This is a genomic window from Porphyromonas bobii (assembly GCF_943169685.1).
GTDB classification, from domain to species: Bacteria; Bacteroidota; Bacteroidia; order Bacteroidales; family Porphyromonadaceae; genus Porphyromonas; species Porphyromonas pasteri.
The window spans coordinates 81,443-105,666 of record NZ_CALPBU010000008.1 but is presented as its reverse complement, the minus strand read 5'-3'; the positions used below and the strand labels follow the sequence as shown (position 1 = coordinate 105,666).

At 56.1% G+C, this 24,224-nt stretch carries 15 protein-coding genes and 2 tRNA genes; 7 read left to right on the top strand and 10 right to left on the bottom strand.

The genetic code is table 11. The annotated features are described in order from the left end of the window. Positions 1 to 497: 497 nt before the first annotated feature. The 5 genes from KO088_RS08205 to KO088_RS08185 form a co-directional block, all read right to left on the bottom strand. The gene (locus KO088_RS08205; protein WP_215494324.1) at positions 498 to 1,424 is read right to left on the bottom strand and encodes a LysR substrate-binding domain-containing protein; all 927 of its coding nucleotides are present in this window, start codon (positions 1,422 to 1,424) and stop codon (positions 498 to 500) included. A 32-nt stretch (positions 1,425 to 1,456) separates the two neighbouring features. Next, entirely contained in the window at positions 1,457 to 2,635 is a 1,179-nt protein-coding gene (locus KO088_RS08200; RefSeq protein ID WP_215494323.1) for a glycosyltransferase family 4 protein, read from the bottom strand. Between the two features lie 78 nt (positions 2,636 to 2,713). Next, positions 2,714 to 3,820 (bottom strand): acyltransferase family protein, encoded by a 1,107-nt coding sequence (locus KO088_RS08195; RefSeq protein ID WP_215494322.1) that lies wholly within the window; start codon positions 3,818 to 3,820, stop codon positions 2,714 to 2,716. An 85-nt stretch (positions 3,821 to 3,905) separates the two neighbouring features. Then, a tRNA-Phe gene (locus KO088_RS08190) sits at positions 3,906 to 3,978 on the bottom strand. Positions 3,979 to 4,004: 26 nt separating this feature from the next. Beyond that, positions 4,005 to 4,091: transfer RNA gene (locus KO088_RS08185), tRNA-Ser, on the bottom strand. Between the two features lie 563 nt (positions 4,092 to 4,654). On the opposite strand from KO088_RS08185, the gene KO088_RS08180 reads away from it, so the two are divergent. Then, positions 4,655 to 5,689: a branched-chain amino acid aminotransferase gene (locus KO088_RS08180; protein WP_215494321.1), complete on the top strand. Its 1,035-nt coding sequence runs from the start codon at positions 4,655 to 4,657 to the stop codon at positions 5,687 to 5,689. Positions 5,690 to 5,785: 96 nt separating this feature from the next. Here the strand turns inward: KO088_RS08180 and KO088_RS08175 are convergent, their stop codons facing one another. The 5 genes from KO088_RS08175 to KO088_RS08155 all read right to left on the bottom strand — a co-directional run bounded on the left by KO088_RS08175 (position 5,786) and on the right by KO088_RS08155 (position 13,375). Continuing rightward, on the bottom strand, positions 5,786 to 7,093 hold the full coding sequence (locus KO088_RS08175; RefSeq protein WP_215494320.1) for a DUF4302 domain-containing protein: 1,308 nt from the start codon (positions 7,091 to 7,093) through the stop codon (positions 5,786 to 5,788). Further along, positions 7,090 to 8,139: a substrate import-associated zinc metallohydrolase lipoprotein gene (locus tag KO088_RS08170; protein WP_215494319.1), complete on the bottom strand. Its 1,050-nt coding sequence runs from the start codon at positions 8,137 to 8,139 to the stop codon at positions 7,090 to 7,092. The genes KO088_RS08175 and KO088_RS08170 overlap by 4 nt, the downstream gene beginning before the upstream one ends. Positions 8,140 to 8,174: 35 nt before the next feature. Then, complete coding sequence (locus KO088_RS08165) at positions 8,175 to 9,746, bottom strand: RagB/SusD family nutrient uptake outer membrane protein (RefSeq protein WP_215494318.1); 1,572 nt, start codon at positions 9,744 to 9,746, stop codon at positions 8,175 to 8,177. A gap of 13 nt (positions 9,747 to 9,759) precedes the next feature. Beyond that, positions 9,760 to 12,873 carry a SusC/RagA family TonB-linked outer membrane protein gene (locus KO088_RS08160; RefSeq protein WP_215494317.1) on the bottom strand — a complete coding sequence of 1,038 codons (3,114 nt, stop codon included), beginning with the start codon at positions 12,871 to 12,873 and terminating at the stop codon, positions 9,760 to 9,762. A 250-nt stretch (positions 12,874 to 13,123) separates the two neighbouring features. Next, entirely contained in the window at positions 13,124 to 13,375 is a 252-nt protein-coding gene (locus KO088_RS08155) for a type B 50S ribosomal protein L31 (protein WP_009433247.1), read from the bottom strand. Between the two features lie 833 nt (positions 13,376 to 14,208). On the opposite strand from KO088_RS08155, the gene ahpC reads away from it, so the two are divergent. From ahpC to KO088_RS08125, 6 genes are all read left to right on the top strand, one after another. Beyond that, entirely contained in the window at positions 14,209 to 14,775 is a 567-nt protein-coding gene (ahpC, locus tag KO088_RS08150; protein ID WP_215494316.1) for an alkyl hydroperoxide reductase subunit C, read from the top strand. Between the two features lie 146 nt (positions 14,776 to 14,921). Beyond that, complete coding sequence (gene ahpF, locus KO088_RS08145) at positions 14,922 to 16,466, top strand: alkyl hydroperoxide reductase subunit F (protein ID WP_215494315.1); 1,545 nt, start codon at positions 14,922 to 14,924, stop codon at positions 16,464 to 16,466. A 151-nt stretch (positions 16,467 to 16,617) separates the two neighbouring features. After that, a complete protein-coding gene (locus KO088_RS08140) occupies positions 16,618 to 19,434 on the top strand; it encodes a TonB-dependent receptor (protein ID WP_215494314.1) in 2,817 nt (938 codons plus the stop codon). A gap of 454 nt (positions 19,435 to 19,888) precedes the next feature. After that, positions 19,889 to 21,850 (top strand): LTA synthase family protein, encoded by a 1,962-nt coding sequence (locus KO088_RS08135; protein ID WP_215494313.1) that lies wholly within the window; start codon positions 19,889 to 19,891, stop codon positions 21,848 to 21,850. Between the two features lie 17 nt (positions 21,851 to 21,867). Further along, positions 21,868 to 23,223 carry an MATE family efflux transporter gene (locus KO088_RS08130; protein ID WP_215494312.1) on the top strand — a complete coding sequence of 452 codons (1,356 nt, stop codon included), beginning with the start codon at positions 21,868 to 21,870 and terminating at the stop codon, positions 23,221 to 23,223. 51 nt (positions 23,224 to 23,274) lie between these two features. Next, positions 23,275 to 24,195 (top strand): mechanosensitive ion channel family protein, encoded by a 921-nt coding sequence (locus KO088_RS08125; RefSeq protein WP_215494311.1) that lies wholly within the window; start codon positions 23,275 to 23,277, stop codon positions 24,193 to 24,195. Positions 24,196 to 24,224 lie beyond the last annotated feature (29 nt).

Below are 24,224 nucleotides of genomic sequence, written 5' to 3'. Positions count from 1 at the left end.
AAACTCTTCATTGTCAATATTTTATTGTACTTTGTTCTGTTTGTCTTGCTCTAAAAATGATTCTTGCTTCAGATTTATTAGTGTATCTCTACCTAAGTAAAGGTCGTAATTGACGGTTAGGTCTTCTTTTCCCTAAACGTTTGTTACTACACTTCTGTTTGTCAATATCAATTATCTCAAAGATCTCTTAAAGTCAAACTACCTGCGTCACCGCAAGGCCGTTCGTTTCTTTTGCGAGTGCAAAGGTAGGGAAAAATCACCCAAACTTCCAAATAAGCACGCAAATTCATACGACGACAAGGCAGTTTTCCGACCAATTCGCGCGCGTACATTATATATGATCATACCAAAGTAGAGCTCCGAAAGTGGAACGAAATCTCACCATTCACTAATACACTTATCATAGGCAAGTCACACTCTACACGCAAAAAAAGCGGGGAGCACACAGCACACCGGCTGTATGCTCCCTGCTTATATGGGGTGGGACTTGGCTTCACTTAGACGAGGTCTTGGCCGGGGCGGAGACGAAGCATCTCCTTGGGGACGGCTTGGCAGATCACCTCGCTCAGGCGGTCGACGACGGCGTGACGCACGTAGTCGCGGTGGTGCACCAGCGTGACGCAGCGTGCAGGACGAGGCAGCGCAAAGGGGCGGATGAGTTCGCTCTGCTCGGCACTCAGCGTCTTCGCCGCCAGCTCAGGCACGAACGTCACGCCATTGCCCTGCTCGACGAAGTGCATAAACGTCTCCAGGCTCCCACGGCTATAACTGAAGCGTTGATTGGGGGCATTCTTCAAGTGGCAGAACTTCACGAGCTGGTCGCGGAAGCAGTGCCCTTCGTCCAAGAGCCAAAGCTGGTAGCGACTGACTTCGGCCGAGCGGATCGACGTCTCCTCAAAGAGCTCGGAGCGACGAGGCACATAGCCAAGGAATTCCTCGAAGAAGAGCTGACGATCAACAAGCAACTCATCTTCCGATGCCGAGGCGATCAGCGCGACATCGATCTGCCCTGAGAGCAGGCTGGCGACGCACTCGCTGGTCTTGAGCTCCGTGATCGTGATCTTCAGATCGGGGAGATGCTTGCGCAGCAGCGGCAGGACGAGTGGCAGGAGATAGGGTGCGATAGTCGGCAAGACGCCGAGGCGAAGCGCCCCCGTGAGTGCCTCTTGCTCCTCGCGAATAACTTCCTTGACCTGTGCGACCTGCAGAAGGATAACCGCGGCTTGATCGAGGATGCGACGTCCGACTGCCGTCGGGATGATGGGCTGGTGGCTACGGTCGAAGATCTTGACGCCGAGCTCATCCTCGAGCTTCTGGATCATCGTGCTGAGCGTCGGCTGGGTAACTTGACAAAAGTCGGCGGCCCGCCCAAAGTGGCGGAACTTATCCAAGGCCTGTATATACTCGAGCTGCTGTATATTCATGGGTGGAGGATATGGTGATTATCGAATGGACTTTACTTAGCGGTCAGTTCGGTAAAGAGAGCTTCCCACTGCTTCATGACATTATCGAGGGAGAAGCGCTCGGAGTTGAGCTTTGCAGCCTGTCCCATCTGATGACGGAGGTCTTCATCCTCAATAAGCGTCCTCAGGCGTGTAGCGAAGGTCTTCTGATCCCCTGGCTCCACAAGGAAGCCATCCTTACCCTCCGTAATGATATCACGTGGGCCACAGGGACAAGCATAAGAGACAAGGGGAAGGCCCATCGACTCCGCCTCAACGAGGACTAGAGGTAAGCCTTCAAAAGCAGAGGTCATGACATATACAGAGGCTGACAAGTAGTACTTCTGAATCTCCTTTGTAAAGGGGCACAGCTCAAACTGATCCTCCAGCCCGTACTCCTTGACCTTCTGCAGGATGCGCGTATCCGTATAGCCTTCACCCACGATACGCAGCTTCCAGTCGGGGTAATCTTTGGCGATCAGCGCCCAAACATCTATAAGCTCTGTGAAGTTCTTCTCATTACTCAAACGACCAACTCCAAGGATCACCTTCCCCGACAAGTCGCTCTTGCCAGCAGGCTCGAAGGTCAGAGGGTTAGGAATAGCCACCGCCGTAGGACAGTGCGAACAATAAGCCTTATCCTCCTCTGTAAGGACAACTAGTTGATCAAACTTTTTATCATAGCATCCCTGCTTATAGGTCATCAAATTACCCCACACCGTACGCAGCCAATACTTAAATCGAATGACTGGCGTCACACGGCTAAGCTGCTTTAGAAACAGAGGATAAATCGCAATATTCTGATAGCGATAAGAGTGATGTTCAATAATCTTCTTACTCCCGTCCTTCAGCTGAAAAAGGAACGAAGCCTCATGCCAGCCAGCTGCTATTGCTATATCAGGGCGAATCTCGGCAAAGAGCTTCTCTAGCTCTTCCTTATGCTTGCGATACTTCGGCTGATTACGGAGATAAACAGAAAAACGAGAGAGAACACCTGGCTCGTCATAGCAAATACCCAAGTCAATATGCTTGATAGCTGGATGCAATGGATAGTAAGATGGGCGGCCGGCATGACCTGTCGTCACAAGATACACCTCGTACCCATGCTCTGCAAGCCAATTAGCCTTAACCGTCGTAACACGCTCAATACCACCAGTAGAGTAGGTACCAAAGAGACAATAAGCAATCTTCATACTGCGCATATATCGTTATGGGCAAAAGTATGCCCTATCTTTTTCCACAAAGATACAGATAAATTAAGGGCAAAAGCCTCACGACCTCAGCCTATTGACGACAGCGCTTTCCAGTCGATCGAGCCAAGAAGAAAAGAGCTTCTTCCAAAGCTGCTGACGCACCTGATCAACAAGTGTCGTGGCGAAATAAAGCCCCGGAACAAAAGCCACCAGGAGGAGGACACCAACGAGTACCGCATAGTGCTGTCCCACATAATCTGCGAGAGCAAGATAGCGGTCACGTGTCAAATACTCCTCATGCAGAAGGTAGACGGAGAAGGAGGAGGCTGCGAGCCAGTTGACCCAGCGAATATACCCCAGCTTGATCTTACTGAAAAAGAGGAGAAGCGAGAGCGAGGCAACAATACATAGGGGCGAGGTATAGCTAACGAGTCGGTCAACAAGAGGATCATCCCCCACCAAGGGACGCCCCATACCCCAGAAGAGGACGAGGGCAAGCAATGCGGATAGAGCGGTTGACCCCAGGAATATCAGAAGGTCATATCGTGGAGCCAGCTCACACCAGCGACCACCATGAAGTCGCACGTAGCGAGCTAAAAGATACAGCCCAATGAAGGCTAAGACAGAGTATCCTCTCTGCAGCTCAGATGATGCGCTCATCCACCACTCCATGCCACAGGCAAAGAAATAGTAAACAGCAAGGAACAGCCCGAACTCACGCTTCGTTGCGCTCTCCACATAGCGGTTCAGCACAGGAGCTAGGAGTACCAGCCACACATAGCTACCAAAGAACCAATAGACTTTCATGGGCTTGAGGTGCATCGACAGCTCTCCCAGAGAGAAGTCCGCTTGCTTCGTTAGCACCCAGAACGCATACATCCCGACAGAATAGAAGATCCCTTGAAAGAAGAGGGAGACGACTGAGTTCACCCGAGGCCGAATGGCAAAGTAGCCTGAAATCAGGACGAAGATATCTACCCCTGTGAGATTCATCATACGAAACCAAACACCCAGCCCGCCTAAGAAGGGAACAGAATGGAGGAAGTCAGCAGAGGGGAGCCCAGCCCCACCCTCTCGACTCAGGTGGCCAAACATAATAAAGAGCATCGCTACGATACGCAGTAGCTCTATATTCGATGAGCGTGGAGCTCGCGCGGGTGCAGAAGCTGTGGAGGACGTACTCATAGATGAGAAAGAAAGAGGACAGGAGGGAAAAACAAAAAGAGAGGTATCACACGCTGCTGCGTCGCAATACCTCTCTTCTTCTTTGTGGTGCCACCAGGAATCGAACCGGGGACACAAGGATTTTCAGTCCTTTGCTCTACCAACTGAGCTATGGCACCATCATAAGTCTTAGCAACTCTAACAGCGGAAGCGACGAGATTCGAACTCGTGGTACGGTTGCCCGTACGGCAGTTTAGCAAACTGCTGGTTTCAGCCACTCACCCACACTTCCTTGTCGCTTCGTAGCTCTCGAATTGCAGTGCAAAGATAGTACACATCTTTCATACTACCAAATCTCCCCAACGATTGGGCGAAAGTTCCCACTACCGATCGGCTGACATTCGCCTTTGTTTCAATGCCTAAAGCGCCCCCATCCATATAGTGCTTTTCCTCGCGAGATGAGGAGAAAAGCTACCGAAGCCATATACGAAGAAAGCACGCCGAGCGGTGGTATTCCTTGATCCAGGTACGTGGACATTAAATCCAGGCACGAGAATCTATAGGACCACGCACGTAGATATTAGGACTACGTACGTGGTTGAGCTTATTAGAGTAGAGGTAGGCGGGTTTATCTCGTAGTAGTCAAGACTTTTTCTCCCGAGGGGCGCAGCACGACTCTATACGAGGAAGAAGGGGGCATTCCCACTCCCCTATCTCTCTATTATATAGGTAGGAGAAGAGCGGGCGAAGGGCTTACTATCGGAGATAAGCACTTTTCTCTATCTTTGCCTATGGCTCCCTCCAGTGGAGCCCAATGAGATTTCGAATAATCGACCACCTCTAAAAAGAACTACAATGGAAAGCGGACAACAGCTGGACTGGAAGAACCTCGGGTTCGGCTACCACCCCACAGACTATAATGTACGTTGCTACTATCGCAATGGCCAGTGGGGCGAATGGGAAGTATCCTCCTCAGACATGATCACCATCCCCATGGCCTCGACCTGCCTTCACTACGGGCAGGAGTCCTTCGAAGGTCTGAAGGCCTTCCGCGGGAAGGATGGTAAGGTACGCGTCTTCCGCCCTGAGGAGAACGCTGCCCGCATGCAGCACACTAGCCGAGGCATCCTGATGCCCGAGCTACCCACCGAGCGCTTCCTCGAAGCCCTCGACATGGTCCTCCGCCTCAATAAGGACTTCATCCCTCCCTACGAGAGCGGCGCATCACTCTATATCCGTCCCTTGATGATCGGGCTCGGCAAGCAGGTCGGCGTCAGCCCCGCGAGCGAATACATGTTCCTCATGTTCGTCACGCCCGTAGGTGCTTACTTCAAGTCGGGCTTCCGCCCCAGCCCCATGGCTATCATGCGTGGCTACGACCGCGCTGCGCCCCTCGGGACTGGGCAGTACAAGGTCGGGGGGAACTACGCTGCCAGCCTTCGCTCAGGCGTCCTCGCCCACGACAAGGGCTACTCAGCCGTCATCTACCTCGATGCTAAGGAGAAGCTCTACATCGATGAGTGTGGGCCTGCGAACTTCTTCGGGATCCGTGGCAAGAGCTACATCACCCCTAAGAGCCCTTCGATCCTGCCCTCGATCACAAACAAGAGCCTCATGCAGCTGGCCGAAGATATGGGCCTCACGGTCGAATGCCGCCCCGTCCATGTCGAAGAGCTCGCTACCTTCGACGAAGCAGGTGCCTGCGGTACGGCAGCTGTCATCAGCCCTATCCTGCGCGTAGATGACCTCGACGAAGACAAGAGCTACGTCATCAGCAAGGACGGCAACCCAGGTCCTATCTGCACCGCCCTCTACGAGCGCCTGAGAGCTATCCAGTATGGCGACTATCCCGACAACCATGGGTGGGTACGCCTCTACGAAGACCTCTAAGCTCGACGCACTCCACGCGTAAGCACATAAAAAGACCGCCCGAAGCACTCAGCGTGCTTCGGGCGGTCTTCGTATATAGCTACTGGACAGAGCGGGCTACTGGACCTCGTAGAGGTAGAACCACGCCTTATCAGCATACTTCACGCTGGTGAGCTTGTAGTAGGTAGCACCTGCGGCATCCGTCAGCGTCTCGACGGTATAGGGCGCACGCGTAGCGAGGCGGCTCACCCAATATTCGGCAGCCGAGGCATACCAGTACCACCACGTCGACTCATTCCCATCGCGAGCGATGATATCGACCTGCGTGGGATCATCCCCGACAGGCACAAAGTCTACCTCGTAGGAGAGACGCGTGTAGCTACCGTTGGTCTGCTCATAGATGGGCATCGTGAGGAAGCTGGCGATCTTCGTGTCATTCCCCACAAGGCCTGCCGTCTGGTCGGCAGCGGTATTCACACCGAAGTAGGTGCGAGCCGACATACGAGCCTTGCGATTGCGGTAGAGGGTATTATTGACACGCGTGAAGAAGGAGACTAAGTCATCCGCAGCCGAGTCGGCCTTGAGGTAAGCGACATAGCTCTTGTTCACGAGATCAATAGGGAGCGAGACCACCGTTGTGGTGACATCGCCCTCGATAGACGTGACGCTCGTGCCGTCACTGCTGAGGCGGAAGCCCGAGATCGTGACCCCACCGATGGTGATCGGCTCATAGAAGCGAAGGCCATCAGTCGTGTAGGCAAAGGCCATCTTCTGCGTGGTCGTCGTCTCTCCACTCGTGGACGTGTACTCCAGCTGGCGGTAGGTGGGATTCAAGCGGAAGGATACCGAGCCAGCCGTACCGATGGAGATGGGAGCAAAGTTCTTCCCCTGGAACTTCGTAGCCATAGCCTGCAGCGCTGCGATCTCCGTCGCAGGGTCTGTCGTCATCGGGACGAGGCTCATCTGATTGCGGTACTTGCGACCCTGCAGGAGGATGCTGTCGCCACGCTGCCCCATTAGGAGGAGCTCGAAGTCACCGCCACGCGCATTACGGAAGTACTCGGTAGAGGTGATGAAGTGATGGAGGACATTGCTACGCGTATCGAAGGTAAGCGTGGGCATATCGATGTTCTTCACCGAATAGGTTGAGTTCGTAGAGGTCGTCGAGAGCTCGGAGAGCGCCGTGACACGACCGTCCTTGAACTGGACATACATCGAGTATCCCCCGTAGGCACGCTTCGTGTCGGGGTAGTAAGTGAGGCGCCAGTAGCCATCGTGTCCCTCGAGCTTGGAGACCGTCTCACTGATCGCCTCCTGAGTGCGGACGGCAGCATCGGGGAGCTTATCAAGATCGCTGGAGCTGGTGCAAGAGCTCATCCAAAGGAGAGCGCCCGTAGCGAGGGCGAAGATCTTCGTATAGTTCATTGCTGTGTCGTGGATGAGGTCATTGTAGTGAAGTCCTGACGAGCGAAGTTGGGATAGCGAGCGTGCAGCTGCGCACGGAGCTTATCCATATCGAGCCCCCAGGTATTGAGCATATAGTCCTTGATGATGGTGATCTTCTCCTCAATGATGGAGCGCCCCGATCGGGTGCGCCCTGCGGGGATCACGTCAGCAGAGACGAGCTTGGCCTCCCACTCATCGGCACTAAGGATGACATAGTTCCCGAAGAGCTCAGCGAAGTCTTCGTGAGGCTCTTGGCTGGCATAGTTGGTGATGAAGCCATACTCGATGGACTTCTTCCCTTCACGCGTCCAGCCGGAGATCCAGTCGGCCTGACGGTAGTCGAGCGAGGTGATCTTGTCGAAGTCCGTCGTGGGCTCGACTCTCTGGTGGAAGGTATGCGCTGCCTCGTGGTACATCGTACGGAGGTAGACGTCCTTCAAGCGCTCGAGGTAGGTAGAGTTCTGGCCATCCAGCCAAGTCTTCCACTGATCATACTCTGCCTGCACGGAGGTATCGGTCTCCAGCACAGTCTTCAGACTATCCAGCGTGTGGTAGTACTGCTTGAGCGAAGGGAAGTCGAAGCTATTGATGTTCATAAAGATGATCTTGACCCCATTGACCGTCGAAGCACGCGTATTCGAGTTGCTGGGCGGTGGGTTGTAGGCCAAGAGGCCCGTAAGTACGAAGGCCTGTGGCGTGAAGCGGCGTACAAAGTCCACACCCATCACCTCGGTATAAGGCTCGAGGAAGAGGTACTTGAGGACGTTGACGAACTGAAGGCTGTTGTACTCGTTGGCGGGGGAGGTCACCCAGTTACGGCCGATCTCACTCTCGGTATAGCGATAGTAGATCTGGATGTTGTAGGGTGAGGTGACTTCGCGCTCGATGTACTCGTCCATTGCCGTGCGGTTAGCAGAGGCATTGAGTACGGAGGTCGAGCTAATATCTGCATCCACTTTGCGGCAGCTGCCGAGGGCCATCGTGAGAGCAGCAAGGGCCCACAGGGAGGCTTTCCTTAGAGTCATATTCATAGTGTGGCGCGATGAGGCGAGCTTGAGGATTAGTTACTTGTGCGGGGAGTAGCTTCGAGGCCAGCGTTGCGGACGTTCTGCGGGATCTGGAAGGTCGTATGCTCATCGCCCGAGGTGAGGGTCTTAGCTACGGTGTACTTCGCGCGGTCCTTCGTGTCGTGGACGAAGCGGTAGACCTCGATGCCATAGCGGCGGATGTCGAACCAGCGCAGCCCTTCGTGAGCCGTAGCTACGCGGCGGCACTGCAGGAGGTGGTGAAGGAGCATCTCCTGATCTTCGCCCCCATCGAGGGTGAAGGAGGGATGTAGCTTCTTCTTCATCGTAGGAGCTGTGGCGGAGTTATAGTCCAGAGCCTTATAGAAGGCGATGATCTCATCCTTCGTGAAGGTATTCTTGGTCGTATTGAGGTAGGCAGCCGTCCACGTGTTGAGGTCGGTGACAGCAGCATCGTACTGCTTCTTGATGATCTCAGCTTCGGCACGTACCAGGAGGGTCTCTTCAGCGGTGAAGGGCACGACGAGCGTGTTCCCCTTCTTACTTGCGTAGTAGGGGTACTTCGACTGGTTGATGACGTCACGGTAGTTGTACGAGGACGACACGAAGGGTACCTGCCAGTAGTCGGCCTGCGGTGTCGTGGAGCTGCGCCAGATATTCTCACCGATGAAGACTTCTTCAGCCGTGCGGTGCGTCATAGAGAAGCGCTTCATCTGAGCGTAGGAGAAGTAGTCGACCGCATTGGAGGCGACGGGCTGCAGGAGGAAGTTCGCCGTGACCGACTCACGAGTGAAGAGCTTAGCGTAAGCATCCTCCGTCTTAGCACCGACGATGCTGGCGACCTGGAAGTCTGACCAGCGGCGAGGCGCCTTCCCGTCGAGCGCCTTCGTAGCGTGCTCGATCGCCTTGTCCCACTGCTCATAGTAGAGGTAGAAGCGAGCGGCGAACGCTTCGGCAGCGGCCTTATTGAAGTGGTAGGCCTTCTGCTTGTAGTAGCTATCCGAGATGAGGGGAAGCCCTTCGGTGAGGTCCTTATCGATAGCTGCATAGACCTCAGCGACGGTATTACGCGTGTACTGGGGATTCAGCGTCACTTCAGGGGCCGTCATATAGGGTACGCCTAAGTCGGTGGAGCTGGTAGAGGTATTGTAGTGCTTACCGAAGAGATTCACCAGGACGAAGTGCGAGTACGCACGAGCCACGAGCGCCTCCCCCTTGTGGGGGTTGAGCTCTGTACCTCCGCCGAGCTTGTCGATAGCCTCCAGTGCAGCATTGGCGTGCTGGATAGCGAGGTAGTGGGCACGCCACAGGGCACGCATACCATCGGATTGGTTGTACTCAGGGCCGTCATTCCAGTAGACGAGGTCGTAGGTGAACTTCGTGAAGTTCGGGTTGTCCGTCCCGTAGTCATCGACATTATCCGTAGACATCTCACAGGCGTAGGCGAAGGAGGTGATAGGATAAGCGTTGGACAGTGCCAGGCGGATCTTCTCAGGAGTATCAAGCTGCACACGTTCGTCGGGTAGCTCATCGAGGAGCTTGTTGCAAGATCCGAGGACGAGGGGAGCCACGAGGGCCACGAGGGGCACGAAGAGTCTATTCATCATAATAGTATCTCGCTTAGAGTCCGACACGCAGGGTGAGGATGAGCTTCTTAGGAGCGGTGACCGAAGAGCTGTACATATAAGCAGGGTCATCGCCACGTAGACGAGCATCCGAATAGAGGAGCATAAGGTTCTGGGCCTGCAGCTTCACCGCGAGGTTCTTCAGCGGTGTGCGACGCAGGAGGGTCTTCGAGACCGTGTACTCCATAGAGATCTCCTTGAGGCGTACGAGGTCTGCGCTGACGATACGCGCCGTGGAGGCACTGTAGGCATAGAAGCCGTTGATGAGGTTGTCCGCCCCGTACTGGTCGAAGGCGTAGCTGGTGGGGATACGAGGGATATCCGTGTAGGCCTCGTCACCAGGCTTCTTCCAGCGCTGAGTCAGCTCACGTGGGAAGGCTGAGTAGTCGTCCGTGTTGGAGATGCTACGCAGACGCGTCACAGCGCCGAACTCATAGTTGATATTCGCCGAGAAGGTGAAGTTCTTATAGCGGAAGGTATTGGTCAGCGTACCGACATCCGTTGGGTCAAGCGTACCGCTGTACTTGAGGAAGTTGATATTGCTGCTCGAGAAGTTGAAGTCGCCGAGCGTCTCTACCCCACGCTCGTTGTAGAAGCGAGGCATACCTTCGTTCGTCAGACCGAGGAAGGGGATGGAGAAGACGGAGGAGAGTGGATAGCCTTCGTAAGAGAAGCCAGAGCCCGAGACCATCGTACGGACCGTGGGGCTACTCAGGAGCGAGGTGATCTTATTCGTCTTGTGGAGGTAAGAGAAGCCCGTCGTCCAGCTGAAGGTCTTCGTCTTGAAGTTCACCGTCGAGAGGGTGAACTGCAGACCCGAAGACTTCAGCTCCGCCACGTTACCATCCTTCTGTGCGACACCACCGAGCGACTGCGTGTAGATAGGACCGACGAGGTCATAGCTACGGCGACGGTAGGCATCGATCTCAGCCGAGATACGGCCCTTGAAGAGGCCGAAGCCGAGGCGTGCACCATAGGTCATCGTCTTCTCGTAGGTCAGGTCGTGGTTAGCGAGGTTGCTATATGCCAGAGCGATTTCCTTCGAGCTGGGGCGCCAGGGGATATTAGGATAGATCTCCTCGAGGGAGTTGGTGACGGAGGGGTTGTCTGCGACAAGCCCGACGTAAGTCTTCAGGCGCATCGAGGAGAGGGGCTTCAGATGACGGAAGAAGCTCTCACGATCGACACCCCAAGTCAGCTCCACATTCCACGTGGGGAGCCAGCGGACATAGCGCGAGGGACCGAAGCGGTTGCTGGCGTCGAAGCGCAGCAGAGCGTCGATGGAGTAGCGGTCGTCGTAGGTATAGCTGGCGCGAGTGAGGAAGCCGAGGTTGTTATTGACCTTATTGCGGATGGTGTAGTAGTCCTTCCCCTGCTCATAGAGGCGCTGGATAGCGTCGGGGAGGTAGTAGGAGTGGTAGCCCAGGTCGTAGAGGACACCGTAGTTGATGTTCCAGTTGTTCTGGACATTCCCCTGATTGAGCTCCATACCAGCAGCAGCGAGGACGTTGTGCTTGCCGAAGGTCTGGTGATAGTCGAGGTCGAACTTGAAGCTATTCACATAGTTCTGTACGACGCGGCTTTCACGGATACCGCCCTCGGGGAGTACGGAGTAAGGAAGTGCGTAGGGGTCGTTGGGGTCGGTACGCAGGTTCTTATTATTGTTGCGTACGTTGGTCGTCTGCATAGCGCGCATACTACGGGCCAAGACGGAGTGCTCGGTGTTATCGAGGAAGGTCACCGTATTGGTGTACTTGACGTCGGTGACGAAGGTAGCACGCAGCTGCTTGAGGATATCCCACGTGGCAGTACCCTGGATACCCAGATAACCCTGAGTGCGGGTGCGGCGGCTCTCACGGAGCTCGTCGAAGATATTGTAGGAGACGTAGTCCTTCGTATAGCTCTCCGTGGGGAGCAGTGCGCGGCTCGTCGTATTGGCGTACTTGACTGCTGAGGTAGCAGGCTCTTCGGAGGTGTTGTACTCCCCGATGATATTCAGCCCGATCTTCAGCGTAGGCAGGAGCTTGTAGTCCGCACTCATACTACCCGAGTAGGTATTGGCACGGCTGCCGATGGTCCACCCTGGGTCGACGCGAGCGGTGAGCGAGGCGAAGAGGTTCGTCTTATTCGTTCCGCCGTTGAAGCTCAGCGTATGGTTGTGGACGATGGTATTACGGTAGAGCTGCTTGAACCAGTTGGTATTCGCACGCTCAGCGGCGCGGAAGTAAGCCAGACGTGAGGCCTCATCATTGGACAGACGGGGCTTACCCGATTCGTCGAGCTCGTTGAAGAGCTGGTACATACGGCCGATGAGCCCCTGGTCCTTAGACGTCTCCAGCGTGTGGATCGGATACATACCCCCGTCGAGCAGGTCCTGGATGAGGGCCACGTGCTGCTGGGAGTTCATCACGTTCAGGTCGTTGTACGTGGGGATGGGGCGGTAGATATATTCCCCGCGATAGCTAAGGGAAGAGACACCAGCAGAGCCAGACTTCGTCGTGATCTCCACGACCCCAGCGATACCACGTGGGCCGTAGCTTGAGGTCTCCGATGAGGTGGTGAGGATGCGCACCGAGGCGATGTTCTCAGCACTCAGACCTGGCACGAGACCTGCAGCGACCTGCTTGGGGTCAGCCCCAGCGAAGGACTCCAGGCTACCGTAGTCGCTACCGAGGACGACGCCATTGAGCACCCACAGTGGGCGAGCCTTCCCCGTGATCGAGGTAGCCCCACGGCTCGAGGTCGAGAGGATCACATCATCCTTCCCGTCGCCCGAGTGCGTAGCGGTGGTGTCGGCCTTAGGCTTCCCCTGCTCTGGGGCTTGCACTGGGAGCTCCACATCCACCTGTGGCTGATTCGCCACGACAGTCTTGAGGACCTTACCGTTGAGGATGAACTGAAGGGTCTGGCCCGACTCGAGCTCGATGACGTAGAGTCCTTGCTCGGTAGTTGTCATGCTGCGACCAGTCTCCTTTACGACGACTTGGACTTTAGGGAGCACCGCATTCGAAGCATTAGTGACGCGCCCTGTGACCAAGATTTTCTGCGCTGAGGCCATACCTCCACCCAGGAGGAGTGCAAGGGCCAACGCTGAGAGTCTTGTCTTCATATACTCTAGCTTTGATATCTATTTGTGATCACGAAGATAACATTTTTATGATACACGGAAGGGGTATCATACTGAATGACTTAATCATCTCTCAAGAGGCACGCCCCCACACAAGCTATCCAGCCTAAGCACAGATAGATAAGAAGAGAGGTCATCTCCCCGTTGCAGGGAGATGACCTCTTGTATTTTGGGCACTCTTGGGGACGCTTGTACTTCACGTCACCAGCGAGAGCTTTGTCCGAGTCGACGACTACTTCTTGCGGTTGCCGTAGCGGCTCATGAACTTGTCCACACGACCAGCCGTGTCGACGAGCTTAGCCTTACCAGTAAAGAAGGGGTGCGACGTGCTGGAGATTTCCACCTTGATCAGAGGGTACTCTACTCCGTCTACGACGATCGTTTCCTTAGCGGGCATCGTCGAGCGCGTGATGAAAATGTCTTCGTTAGACATGTCCTTAAATACTACAGGACGGTAGTTCTCTGGATGAATTCCTTTCTTCATTATCGTTATAACGTTATAATTTGTTCTACTTTATCGCTGCAGCCGAAGCTGCTGGGTTGGTAACCGTAGGAGCGCTAATGGACTGCAAATATAGACATAATTTATTGTATCTCCTACCCCACCCGCCCATAGCACAGCCAATTACCCCTCTAAAGACGCGCCTGAAGCCCACATTCATCACACCACTTGCACCACCTCAATGAGGCGCACGACGAGCCACGAAGAAGAGACACTCCATAATATATAAAACTGTTGCATAGAGCCCTACTCTCTATTTATTCTGCTAAGGCATCGCACGCCCAGCTCCACGATATGCCTCTCCGAAGAGATACACAAGCCCTTCGCTTTATCGCGCGTATTCCTCTTATCCAGTGGAGGAAAAAGCATCGTTCTCGCGAAGGAAAAAGCACCTTCACGTAGTGGTTTTCCTCTGTCTACGCACGTAGATTTAAAGACCAGGCACGTCAGTCCAAATATCCACGTACGTAGATATTAGAGCCACGTACGTAGTCCAAACTTATCTACCGCTCGTCCGCAACTTTTATCCCTACACAGAGCAACAATCTAATAGAGGTCGGCATCGTGACCTATATTGGTCGGCGCGTCGATCTATATAGGTCAGCTCAGCGACCAATATAGGTTCAGCCCCCCTGTATAGAGCGGGAGAAAGCCCCTCCGAGAGTGGAGCGCAATACAGAATTATCTATTTTATTTATACCGATATATATGGGGCGAATTGGAGGCTGTAAAAGGTTGGGCTACCTTTGCATCACAAATCGAGAGCACCCCCGTGGTGCGCTTCATCACACTTTCAAGAAATTCAGTTATAGATTATGTGTTACATCAACAGCCAGCTCCCCGAGTTCAAGGTTAACGCTTACCGCAAGGACAAGGGTTTCATCCAAGTTTCTAACGAAGACCTCAAGGGTAAGTGGAGCATCCTCTTCTTCTACCCTGGTGACTTCACCTTCGTTTGCCCCACCGAACTTGCTGACCTCGCAGACCACTATGCTGAGTTCCAGGCTCTCGGCGTAGACATCTACTCCGTCAGCACCGACTCTCACTTCGTCCACAAGGCATGGGCTGACGCTACCGAGACGATCCGCAAGATCGAGTACACGATGCTCGCTGATATGACCTTCGAGCTGTCGGCTGCCCTCGGCGTCCTCGGCGAAGAGTCTGGTCAGGCTTACCGTGGTACCTTCCTCTTCAACCCCGATGGCGAGCTGAAGATCGCTGAGATCCACGACAACGGTATCGGTCGTGACGCAAGCGAACTCCTCCGTAAGGTCAAGGCTGCTAAGTTCGTCCACGAACACCCAGGCCAGGTCTGCCCCGCTAAGTGGAAGGAAGGCGACGCTACGCTGACCCCCAGCATCGACCTCGTCGGTAAGCTCTAAGAAGCACCTCTACCCCCAGCCGAAGGTCTTACCTTCACGAAGGCAAGGGCTCAACACAAAACGGGGGAGGTAGAGTCTGCACGACTCTACCTCCCCCGTGCTTCGTCTATACCATATATACTTCCTCACTCATTCGACTTACTCTTATGCAGCTCGATCAGAATATCATCACTCAGCTTCAGGGTCTCTTCGCTAACCTGAAGCACCAGTATACCCTCGTCGTCGACAACGCAGGCGACGCCAAGAGCGAAGAGCTCGCCACGATGGCACGCGACTTCGCCAGCACCAGCCCCCAGATCTCCGTCGAGGTACGTCCCGCGGATGTCCTTCGCCTCAGCATCCTCCGTGATGGGCAGGCTACAGGCATCTCCTTCCGCGCTATCCCTGGCGGTCACGAGTTCACCTCCCTCATCCTCGCCGTCCTCAATGCTGACGGTCAGGGCAAGAACCTCCCCGAAGAGGTCTTCATCCGCCGTATCACTGCGCTGAAGACGCCTCTGCGCCTCACGACCTACGCTTCGCTCAGCTGTACTAATTGCCCCGAAGTCGTCCAGGCGCTGAACGTCATGGCACTCTACAACGAAGGCCTCGAGCACGAGATGGTCGACGGCGCACTCTTTCAGGACGAAGTGAACGCCCGCAACATCAGCTCTGTCCCCGCCGTCTACGCTGGCGACACGCTCGTACATATCGGTAAGGCTTCCCTCGGTGATCTCCTCGCTGCCCTCGAAGAGAAGATCGGCGCCGAGCCCGTCTCCGCTGAGCCTATCCGCCGTAGCTACGACCTCATCGTCGTCGGTGGCGGTCCCTCAGGTATCGCTTCGGCTATCTACTCCGCACGTAAGGGACTCCACGTCGCCGTCGTCGCTGAGCGCATCGGTGGTCAGGTGAACGAGACTACGGGTATCGAAAACATCCCCTCCGTCAGCGCCACGACGGGTACGCAGCTCGCTGCTGACCTGCGCAAGCATGCGGAGATCTATCATATCGACCTCCTCGACAACCGCCGCGTCGAAGCCGTCATCGATGGTGAGACGAAGCTGGTGAAGACGAACCTCGGCGAAGAGCTCTCCGCCCCTCAGATCATCCTCGCTACGGGTGCCTCTTGGCGCAAGCTCGGCGTCCCTGGCGAAGCCGAATACATCGGTCGTGGTGTCGCCTTCTGCCCCCACTGTGATGGCCCCTTCTTCAAGGACAAGGACATCGCTGTCATCGGCGGTGGGAACTCCGGTATCGAGGCAGCTATCGACCTGGCTGGTATCTGCCGCAGCGTCGTCGTCCTCGAGTATATGGACACCCTGCGTGCCGACATCGTCCTGCAGGAGAAGCTCGCCACGTTGCCCAACGTCACCGTACGCAAGGCTGTAGCTACGACGGCCGTCCTCGGTGATGGCACGAAGGTCACGGGCCTCACCATCGCTCCACGTGATGGCGGCGACGAAGAGACGATCGCCCTCGATGGCCTCTTCGTACAGATCGGTCTCGCAGCCAACACCAAGCCCTTCGAGGAGCTGGTCGAGCTGCGCCGTGGCGAGATCGTCATCGACGAGCGCTGCCGCACCTCTGTCCCCGGCATCTATGCCGCTGGCGACTGCACGACGGTGCCCTACAAGCAGATCGTCATCGCTATGGGCGAAGGCGCGAAGGCAGCACTGACCGCCTTCGACGATCGCATCCGCTCGGCGAAGTAACCCCACCCTATCTTTAGTCCATAACGCCGCAGGCCCCCGCTCTCTGGAGCGGGGGCCTGCACTGCTTTTGGAGCGATCTACAAGTCCTTTTCAAAAAATTTACGCTACGATTAAACGCGCCCTCCAGCTCGTACTCTAGAATACAGCATTTATGAATAGACTCCGTAGCCGCTCCATCATCGGCCTTATGAGCTTCCTACTTCTACTGCTCGGCCTGCCTGCAGGCCTGCGCGCACAGGACTCATTATACACGATCACGGGCCGTGCCCTCGACGAGAAGAGTGAAGCACTCCTCGGCGCCAGCGTGAGCCTCCTCCAGAGTGACGGCAAGCTCAAGACAGGTGCCATCACCGCCAAGGACGGCGCCTTCCACCTCAAGGGAATCGCTGCAGGAAGCTACACCCTGCGCGTCTCCTACGTCGGGTACAAGACCCACACCACCCCCATCCGTCTCGAGAAGCAGTCTCTCACGCTGCCCACCATCACCCTCCAAGCTGAGGGCGAAGTCCTCGAAGGGGTGAAGGTCGTCGGGAAGACCAGCGACGTCGTCATCAAGGGTGACACGATCGAATTCCACGCCGGCAACTTCACCACGAACCAAGGGGCGGTCGTCGCTGACCTCATCAAGAAGCTCCCTGGAGCCAGCATCGATGAGAACGGCAATATCACCATCAACGGGAAGACCGTCAAGCAGATCATGGTCGACGGCAAGCGCTTCTTCGAGGGTGACCCGAAGGTAGCAGCCAACAACCTCCCCGCCGAAGTCGTCGAGAAGGTACAGGTCCTCGACCGCGATAGTGAAGCAGCCCGCCTCTCGGGCTTCTCCGACGGCAATGAAGAGACCGTCATCAACCTCACCATCAAGGCGGGGAAGAAGAAGGGACTCTTCGGTACGGCCTACGCTGGTGCAGGTACGAGCAAGCGCTACGAAGCGAACCTAACCCTCAGCCGCTTCGCTGACGACAATCAGTTCTCCATCATCGGGAGTCTCAACAATACGAACAACGCTGGCTTCACCGACATCAGCCAAGACGGCAATCAGCTCGGCTTCATGATGGGCATGGGTGCAGGTCGTCGTGGCAACAGAGGGGGTGGCGGTATGCCCCGCCGTGATGCCAACGGTATCCTGACCTCAAGAATGCTCGGCGGCAACCTCAATCAGACGCTCTCCTCGAAGCTCCAGCTCAATGCCAACGTCCTCGGCGGTCGCAACACCACCAATAAGATCACGGACAGCTGGCAGCAGAACTACCTCTCCACAGGCTCGACGACGGAGACAGGCAAGAGCACGGAGCGTAGCGACAAGGACTCCTACGGAGCGAACATCCGCATGGAGTGGAAGCCCGACAGCCTGACGGAGATCATCGTCTCCCCCGAGCTCCGCTACGGCCGCAGTCAAGGCTCCTACACCTCCACGACGAAGACCCTCGAGGATGCCACGAGCACGCTGATCAACTCCAGCGACCTCACGCAGAACACCCTACAGAAGAATATCAACGGGACTCTGCGCCTCGATGGTAGCCGTCGTCTGAGTGCCGCAGGCCGTACCCTCACGCTCTCCACGCGCTTCGGTATCGAAGATGAGACGGGCGAGGGGAAGTACCTCTACAATCTCTTCGACCGCACTTCGACGACGAATCAGTCCGTCGACCAGCGCATCGACAGCCGTACGCGTAGCACGAACTATCAGGCACGCCTCGGCTGGGTAGAGCCTCTCGGCAAGGGCTACTTCACGCAGCTCACCTACCAGATCAAGGGCTCACAGAGCAATAGCTCACGCGACGCCTTCGACACCGACCTCACGGGAGCCTACACGGTGCACAACGCGACGTACAGCAATGAGTTCCGCTCAGAGTACCTCACGCATCAGGCAGGTATCGCACTGAAGAAGAAGGGCAAGACCTACGATGTGACCGCTGGGGTCAACCTCGAGTCTTCGAGCATCAGCAGCCACTCCGTCGTCGGCGGTATCACGGCTACTCCTATCTCCCGCACGACGCTGAACTTCTCCCCTACCCTGCGTATGAGCTACAAGCCTCAGCGTGGCACGGAGCTTCGTCTCGACTACTTCGGTCGTAGCTTCGCCCCTACCAACGAGCAGCTCTCCCCCGTACAGGATGTGACGAATCCCCTCATCTCCTACGTCGGGAATCAGGACCTGCTCCCAGGCTTCCAGCACAACCTCTTCGGGCGCTTCAGCAAGTACTGGACGAAGACGCAGACGTCGCTCTCCGTCTTCGGTCGTGCTCAGGTCGTACAGAATGATATCATCCAGCGCTCACTCTATGATGTCACGACGGGTAAGCGCACCATCGACTATACCAACGTAGACGGCAATGCCTCGGTCGGCATCGGTGGCTTCCTCACACAGACCCTCCCTGGGAAGAAGTTCTCCATCCGCGTAGCTTCCTTCAACGACCTGGCTCGTAGCAATACTTATATCAACGGTGACAAGAACCGTAGCCTCTCCCTCCGCCTACGTGAGGAGCTCGGTCTGAACTACCGCATCACGGGCATCGATATGACCCTCAAGGGAGGCTTCGGCTACTACAACGCCTCGAATACGCTGACCTCAGCCGTCACACCCGCGACGAAGGACTACTCGCTCGGCTATACGACCAATATCACCCTGCCGCTGGGCTTTGCCTTCGAGGGTGAAGCGACCTACACCACCTCACGTGGCTACGCCGCTGGCTACAATCAGGATCAGGTCCTGCTGAACGCTGGTCTCTCCTATAGCTTCCTCGCTGGGAAGAAGGCGACCATCCGCCTCAAGGGCTACGACCTCTTGAATAGCCGTCGCAGCATCTACCAAAGCATCACGGCGATGTCCAGCACCATCGAAGAGTCCAACACGCTCGGCCGCTACGCTATGCTCCACTTCATCTACCGCTTCGATAGCTTCAGCGGTGGCGGTAGCAAGAGCGATATGAAGCGTCAGGGCCCTCCAGGACCACCCCCATTCTAAGAAAGTAGTAGTGTATTAGAGAGTGTATTTTCAGTGTATATGCATGTGTGTGTGTGATGTGTGGCGGTGGGACTTCGGTCTCATCGCCACATTTCTTTGCTATGCTCCTCAATAGTGAAGCGAGCTATCCTATTATAGAGAGGTGATGTAAACCACTATTGGTGCGTGGTCGGACCAGTAGTGCTTCGCGAGCGAACCAGTAGTGGTTCACGCGCAGACCAGTAGTGGTTCGTAGTAGTGACCAGTACTGGTTTGACTGCGGACCAGTAGTAGTTCATACTACCCCCTCTTATGGACGTCACTTCTGCAGGCAGAGAAGCACCCCATCTAACTAACGGAGTAAGAATAGGCATTAGGAAGGGGCAAGCAAGGGCTTCACCTTGCAAGCACGATCCCCAGTTGCTTGGACTAAGATTTGTACCTTTGTAGCCAAATAGATACATAGTAATTACCGATGACCTCCTCGTCTACGTCTTCGGCCCTCACGCCGCTCGGCGCTCAGGTCCGACTTCTCCTCCTGCGCTTCCTCCTCTCCTTCGTCATTTACAGCATCTGCCGAGGGATATTCTGCCTATACAATCAGGATCTCTTAGAGATCGGCTCGGCTGGTCAGCTCGCCCTGATGTTCTGGGGCGGCCTGCGCTTCGACCTCAGCGCTATCGTCTACACGAGCCTGCTGTTGACGACACTAAGCTTCCTCCCCCTACCACAGGCCTACAGCCGTGGCTACCAGCGTATGCTGACGGGGCTCTATCGCATCGTCACGAGTCTGGCTATCATACTGAACCTCGGTGACGTCGTCTACTATCGCTTCACACTGAAGCGTACGACGCTGGCGGTCTTCGAAGAGTTCGGAGGTGAGAATCCATTCCAGTTCCTCCGCTTCTTCGTGGACTATTGGGGGATAACGCTCTTAGGGATCGGACTTATCATTCTCTTCTGTATCATCGAGGGGAAGTTCCCCCGTCCTAAGCAGCGTCCCACGGGCCGTATGTGGGCCTTCTACCTCACGTCACTGATCCTCCTCGGCGGGAGTATCTACCTCTCCATCGTCGCTGGGCGCGGTGGCTTCACCAGTGAGACCCGCCCCATCACACTGAGCAATGCGAACATCTATATCCGCCGTCCTCAGCAGCGTGCGCTGGTGCTGAACACCCCCTTCAGCCTCATCCGCACCATCGGCAAGTCAAGCCTGCCAGAGTACCAATATATGCCCTTCGCCGAGGTACCGAAGTACTTCAACTCTGTCTACACCCCTGGCTCGACACCTGTCTCAGGGAAGTACAAGGGGCGCAATGTCGTCCTCATCATCTGGGAGAGCTTCGCACGCGAATGGGTCGGCGGGCTCAACCAAGATATCCCGGGTTACCAAGGCTTCACGCCCTTCATCGACTCGCTGATGCAGCGCTCCTATGTCTTCACCAACGGCTACTCCAATAGTCAGAAGTCCATCGATGCGATGCCTGCGATCTTCGCCTCGGTCCTCAAGCCCCACGTCCCCTTCGTCCTATCGATCTACTCGGGGAACAACATCACGGCTCTACCCGCACGCCTTGACTCGATGGGCTACTCGACGGCCTTCTTCCACGGTGCGCCGAACGGCTCTATGGGCTTCAATGCCTTCGTAATGCAGGCAGGCGTCAAGGAATACTATGGTAAGACGGAGTACGCCAATGATGCTGACTACGACGGCAACTGGGGTATCTGGGATGAGAAGTTCCTCCAGTACGTAGCTCGCCAGATCGGCTCGCTTCGTCAGCCCTTCTTCGCGGCGGAGTTCACGCTCTCCTCGCACCACCCCTTCCGTGTGCCCGAGGAGTATCAGAAGGTCTTACCCAAGGGTACGATCCCTATGCACCAAGCCGTAGCCTACACGGATATGGCGCTGCGGAAGTTCTTCGAGACAGCGAGCAAGCAGCCTTGGTATGACAATACCCTCTTCGTGATCGTCGCTGACCACGCCGTGCCAGGTGCGCTGCCCCAGTACAAGAACTCGACGGGTGCCTTCCGCATCCCTATCATCATCTTCGACCCACGAGGCGAACTCGTCGGCCGTGATACGGAGCACCTCGCCTCCCAAGCCGACCTACTCCCCACGATCCTCGACCTCGTCGGGGATGACAAGCCGATGGTGACCTTCGGTGGTAGCCCCTTCGACACGACACGCCCCCGCTTCGTCGTGCAGGATATGGACGGCATCTACCAGATGATCGAGGGGGACTACGCCCTGCACTTCGACGGGCAGAAAGTCACAGCCCTCTACAACCTCAAGACCGATCCCCAGCAGCTCCACAACATCAAGGACCAGCCTGGGACGCCTCTCCCCACGATGCTTCTCCGCCTGAAGGCCTACCTGCAGGACTACGCTTGGCGCATGAAGTACAACAAGCTCACCGAGCTCCACCCTCAGCGATAACCCCCGTAACGCCCCCAATGCAAGACAAGATAAGAGACCTCACCCAAGGCGACCTCTCAAGCCACCTCTACCGCATCGCCCTGCCGATCATGGGGACGAGCTTCGTGCAGATCGCCTACAACATCACCGATATGATTTGGCTGGGGCGACTGAGCTCGCAGGCCTTAGCAGCGGTGGGTGCGGCCTCCGTCTTCCTCTGGATAGCTGCCTCCTTCGCACTCATCAATAAGATCGGGAGCGAAGTGACGATCTCGCAGGGTATCGGTGCTGGTCGTCGTGACGAAGCCAAGAGCTATGCCTCGCAGAACGTCTGCATGAGCCTCCTCCTGAGCGTGGGGATGCTGGCGATCTACCTGCTCTTTGCAGGCAATCTCCTGGATCTCTATGCGCTCATCCCGAGCGTACGAGCCGAGGGCTTGAGCTACCTCTACCTCTCGCTCGTAGGCTTCCCCAGCATCTACCTCACCGCCTCCTTCACGGGTATCTACAATGCGATCGGCGATAGCCGTACGCCCTTCCGTATCTCCATCCTCGGGCTGGCGACGAATATGCTCCTTGACCCGCTCTTCATCTTCACCCTCGGCTGGGGGGTGTCGGGTGCGGCACTGGCGACCGTCGTGAGCCAAGGCTTGGTGCTCCTGCTCTTCCTCTATCAGGTGAAGCGTGACAAGCTCTTCGGGGGCTTCCCTTTCCTCGTCCGACTGCACTGGACTCAGATACGACGCATCCTACAGATCGGCGTGCCCCCTGCTTCGCTGCAGGTACTCTTTGCTTTCGTCAGCATCTATATCGGACGTCAGGTATCCACTCTCGGTGGGCATATCGGCGTGGCGACGATGACGACGGGTGCGCAGATCGAGTCGCTGACGTGGAACACCGCCTCGGGCGTCACCGAAGCCCTGACGACTATCGTCGGGCAGAACTTCGCCGCTGGTAAGCTCCGCCGCGTCTATACGGCCTTCTGCCGAGCCCTGAGCTTCACGCTCATCATCGGCGTACTGGGGACGTTCCTCTTCGTCTTCTGGGGTGAGGAGATCTTCGCCCTCATCGTCCCCGAGGAAGCCGCCTACAAGGCAGGTGCGGTCTACCTCGGTATCGTCGGGCTCTCGCAGGCCTTTATGATGCTGGAGATCACCGCCGAAGGGCTCTTCTACGGGCTCGGACGCACGTACCTCCCCGCAGCGGTTAGTATCGTCGGCACGTACCTACGCATCCCGATGGTCCTGCTCTTCGCCTCGTGGGGCTGGGGTATCCGAGCTGTCTGGTGGGCGATCTCCATCTCCTCCATACTCAAGGGGCTCACCATGCTCTACTTCTTCCTGCGCTGGAGACACCGCACTCGGGAGGAGCGTAGGCAGCAGAACCTCGCATAGCTAAGCCATCCTATATATCGACTAATATCCAAATTCTAACTTATTCTCCTTATGAACCCTCTTTTCTTCGCACAGATACTACCAGCTGACTCGGCTGCAGGCTCGGAGCTCAAGGAAGCCATCGGAGCTGCTACGCAGCCCCTCAACCTCGACATCAAGCACTGGTTCAGCCGGAGCATGCTCGAGGAGTGGCTCAATGCTGGTATCAACTTCGGGCTGCGCGTCATCCTCGTGCTCGTGCTCTTCTGGCTCGGTAAGGTCGTCATCACCCGCCTAAAGAAGATCTTCAACGGGATCCTCCGCCGCCGCAATATCGAGGGAGTAGCCGTCTCACTCCTTGATTCGGTCTTCACTGCGATACTGTACATCGCCCTCTTCCTCTTCTTGGCCGGTGTCCTCGGCGTGAAGTCCGTATCCTTCGCCGCTGTCCTGGCCTCTATGGGTCTGGCAGTCGGTATGGCTCTCAGTGGCCAGCTGCAGAATCTGGCTGGTGGGGTCATCATCATCGTCACCAAGCCCTTTAAGCTCGGCGACTTCATCTCGTCGCAGGGTACTGACGGTACGGTCAAGGCCGTCCGCCTCTTCCACACCGAGGTACTGACGCCCGACAACAAGGCAGCCTTCATCCCCAACGGTCTCCTCAGCAGCAACAACATCATCAACTACTCGCACGAGAATATCCGCCGTGTCGAATGGACCATCGGTATCGAGTACAATGAGGACTTCGACCGCGCTCGCAACCTCCTGCGCAGCATCATCGAGTCCGACGCACGCATCCTCAAGACCCCCGACTACACCATCGCCCTCCTGTCTCTCGGTGCCAGCAGCGTGAACATTGTCATCCGTGCTTGGACGGCAAACGAGACCTACTGGGACGTCTTCTTGGATATCAACGAGCGTATCTATAAGGAGTTCAACGCTGCCGGCATCGGCTTCCCCTTTCCACAGCTCACCGTCCATCAGGCGAAGTAATCGCCCTCCCCTCGGATCCATCCAAGTCC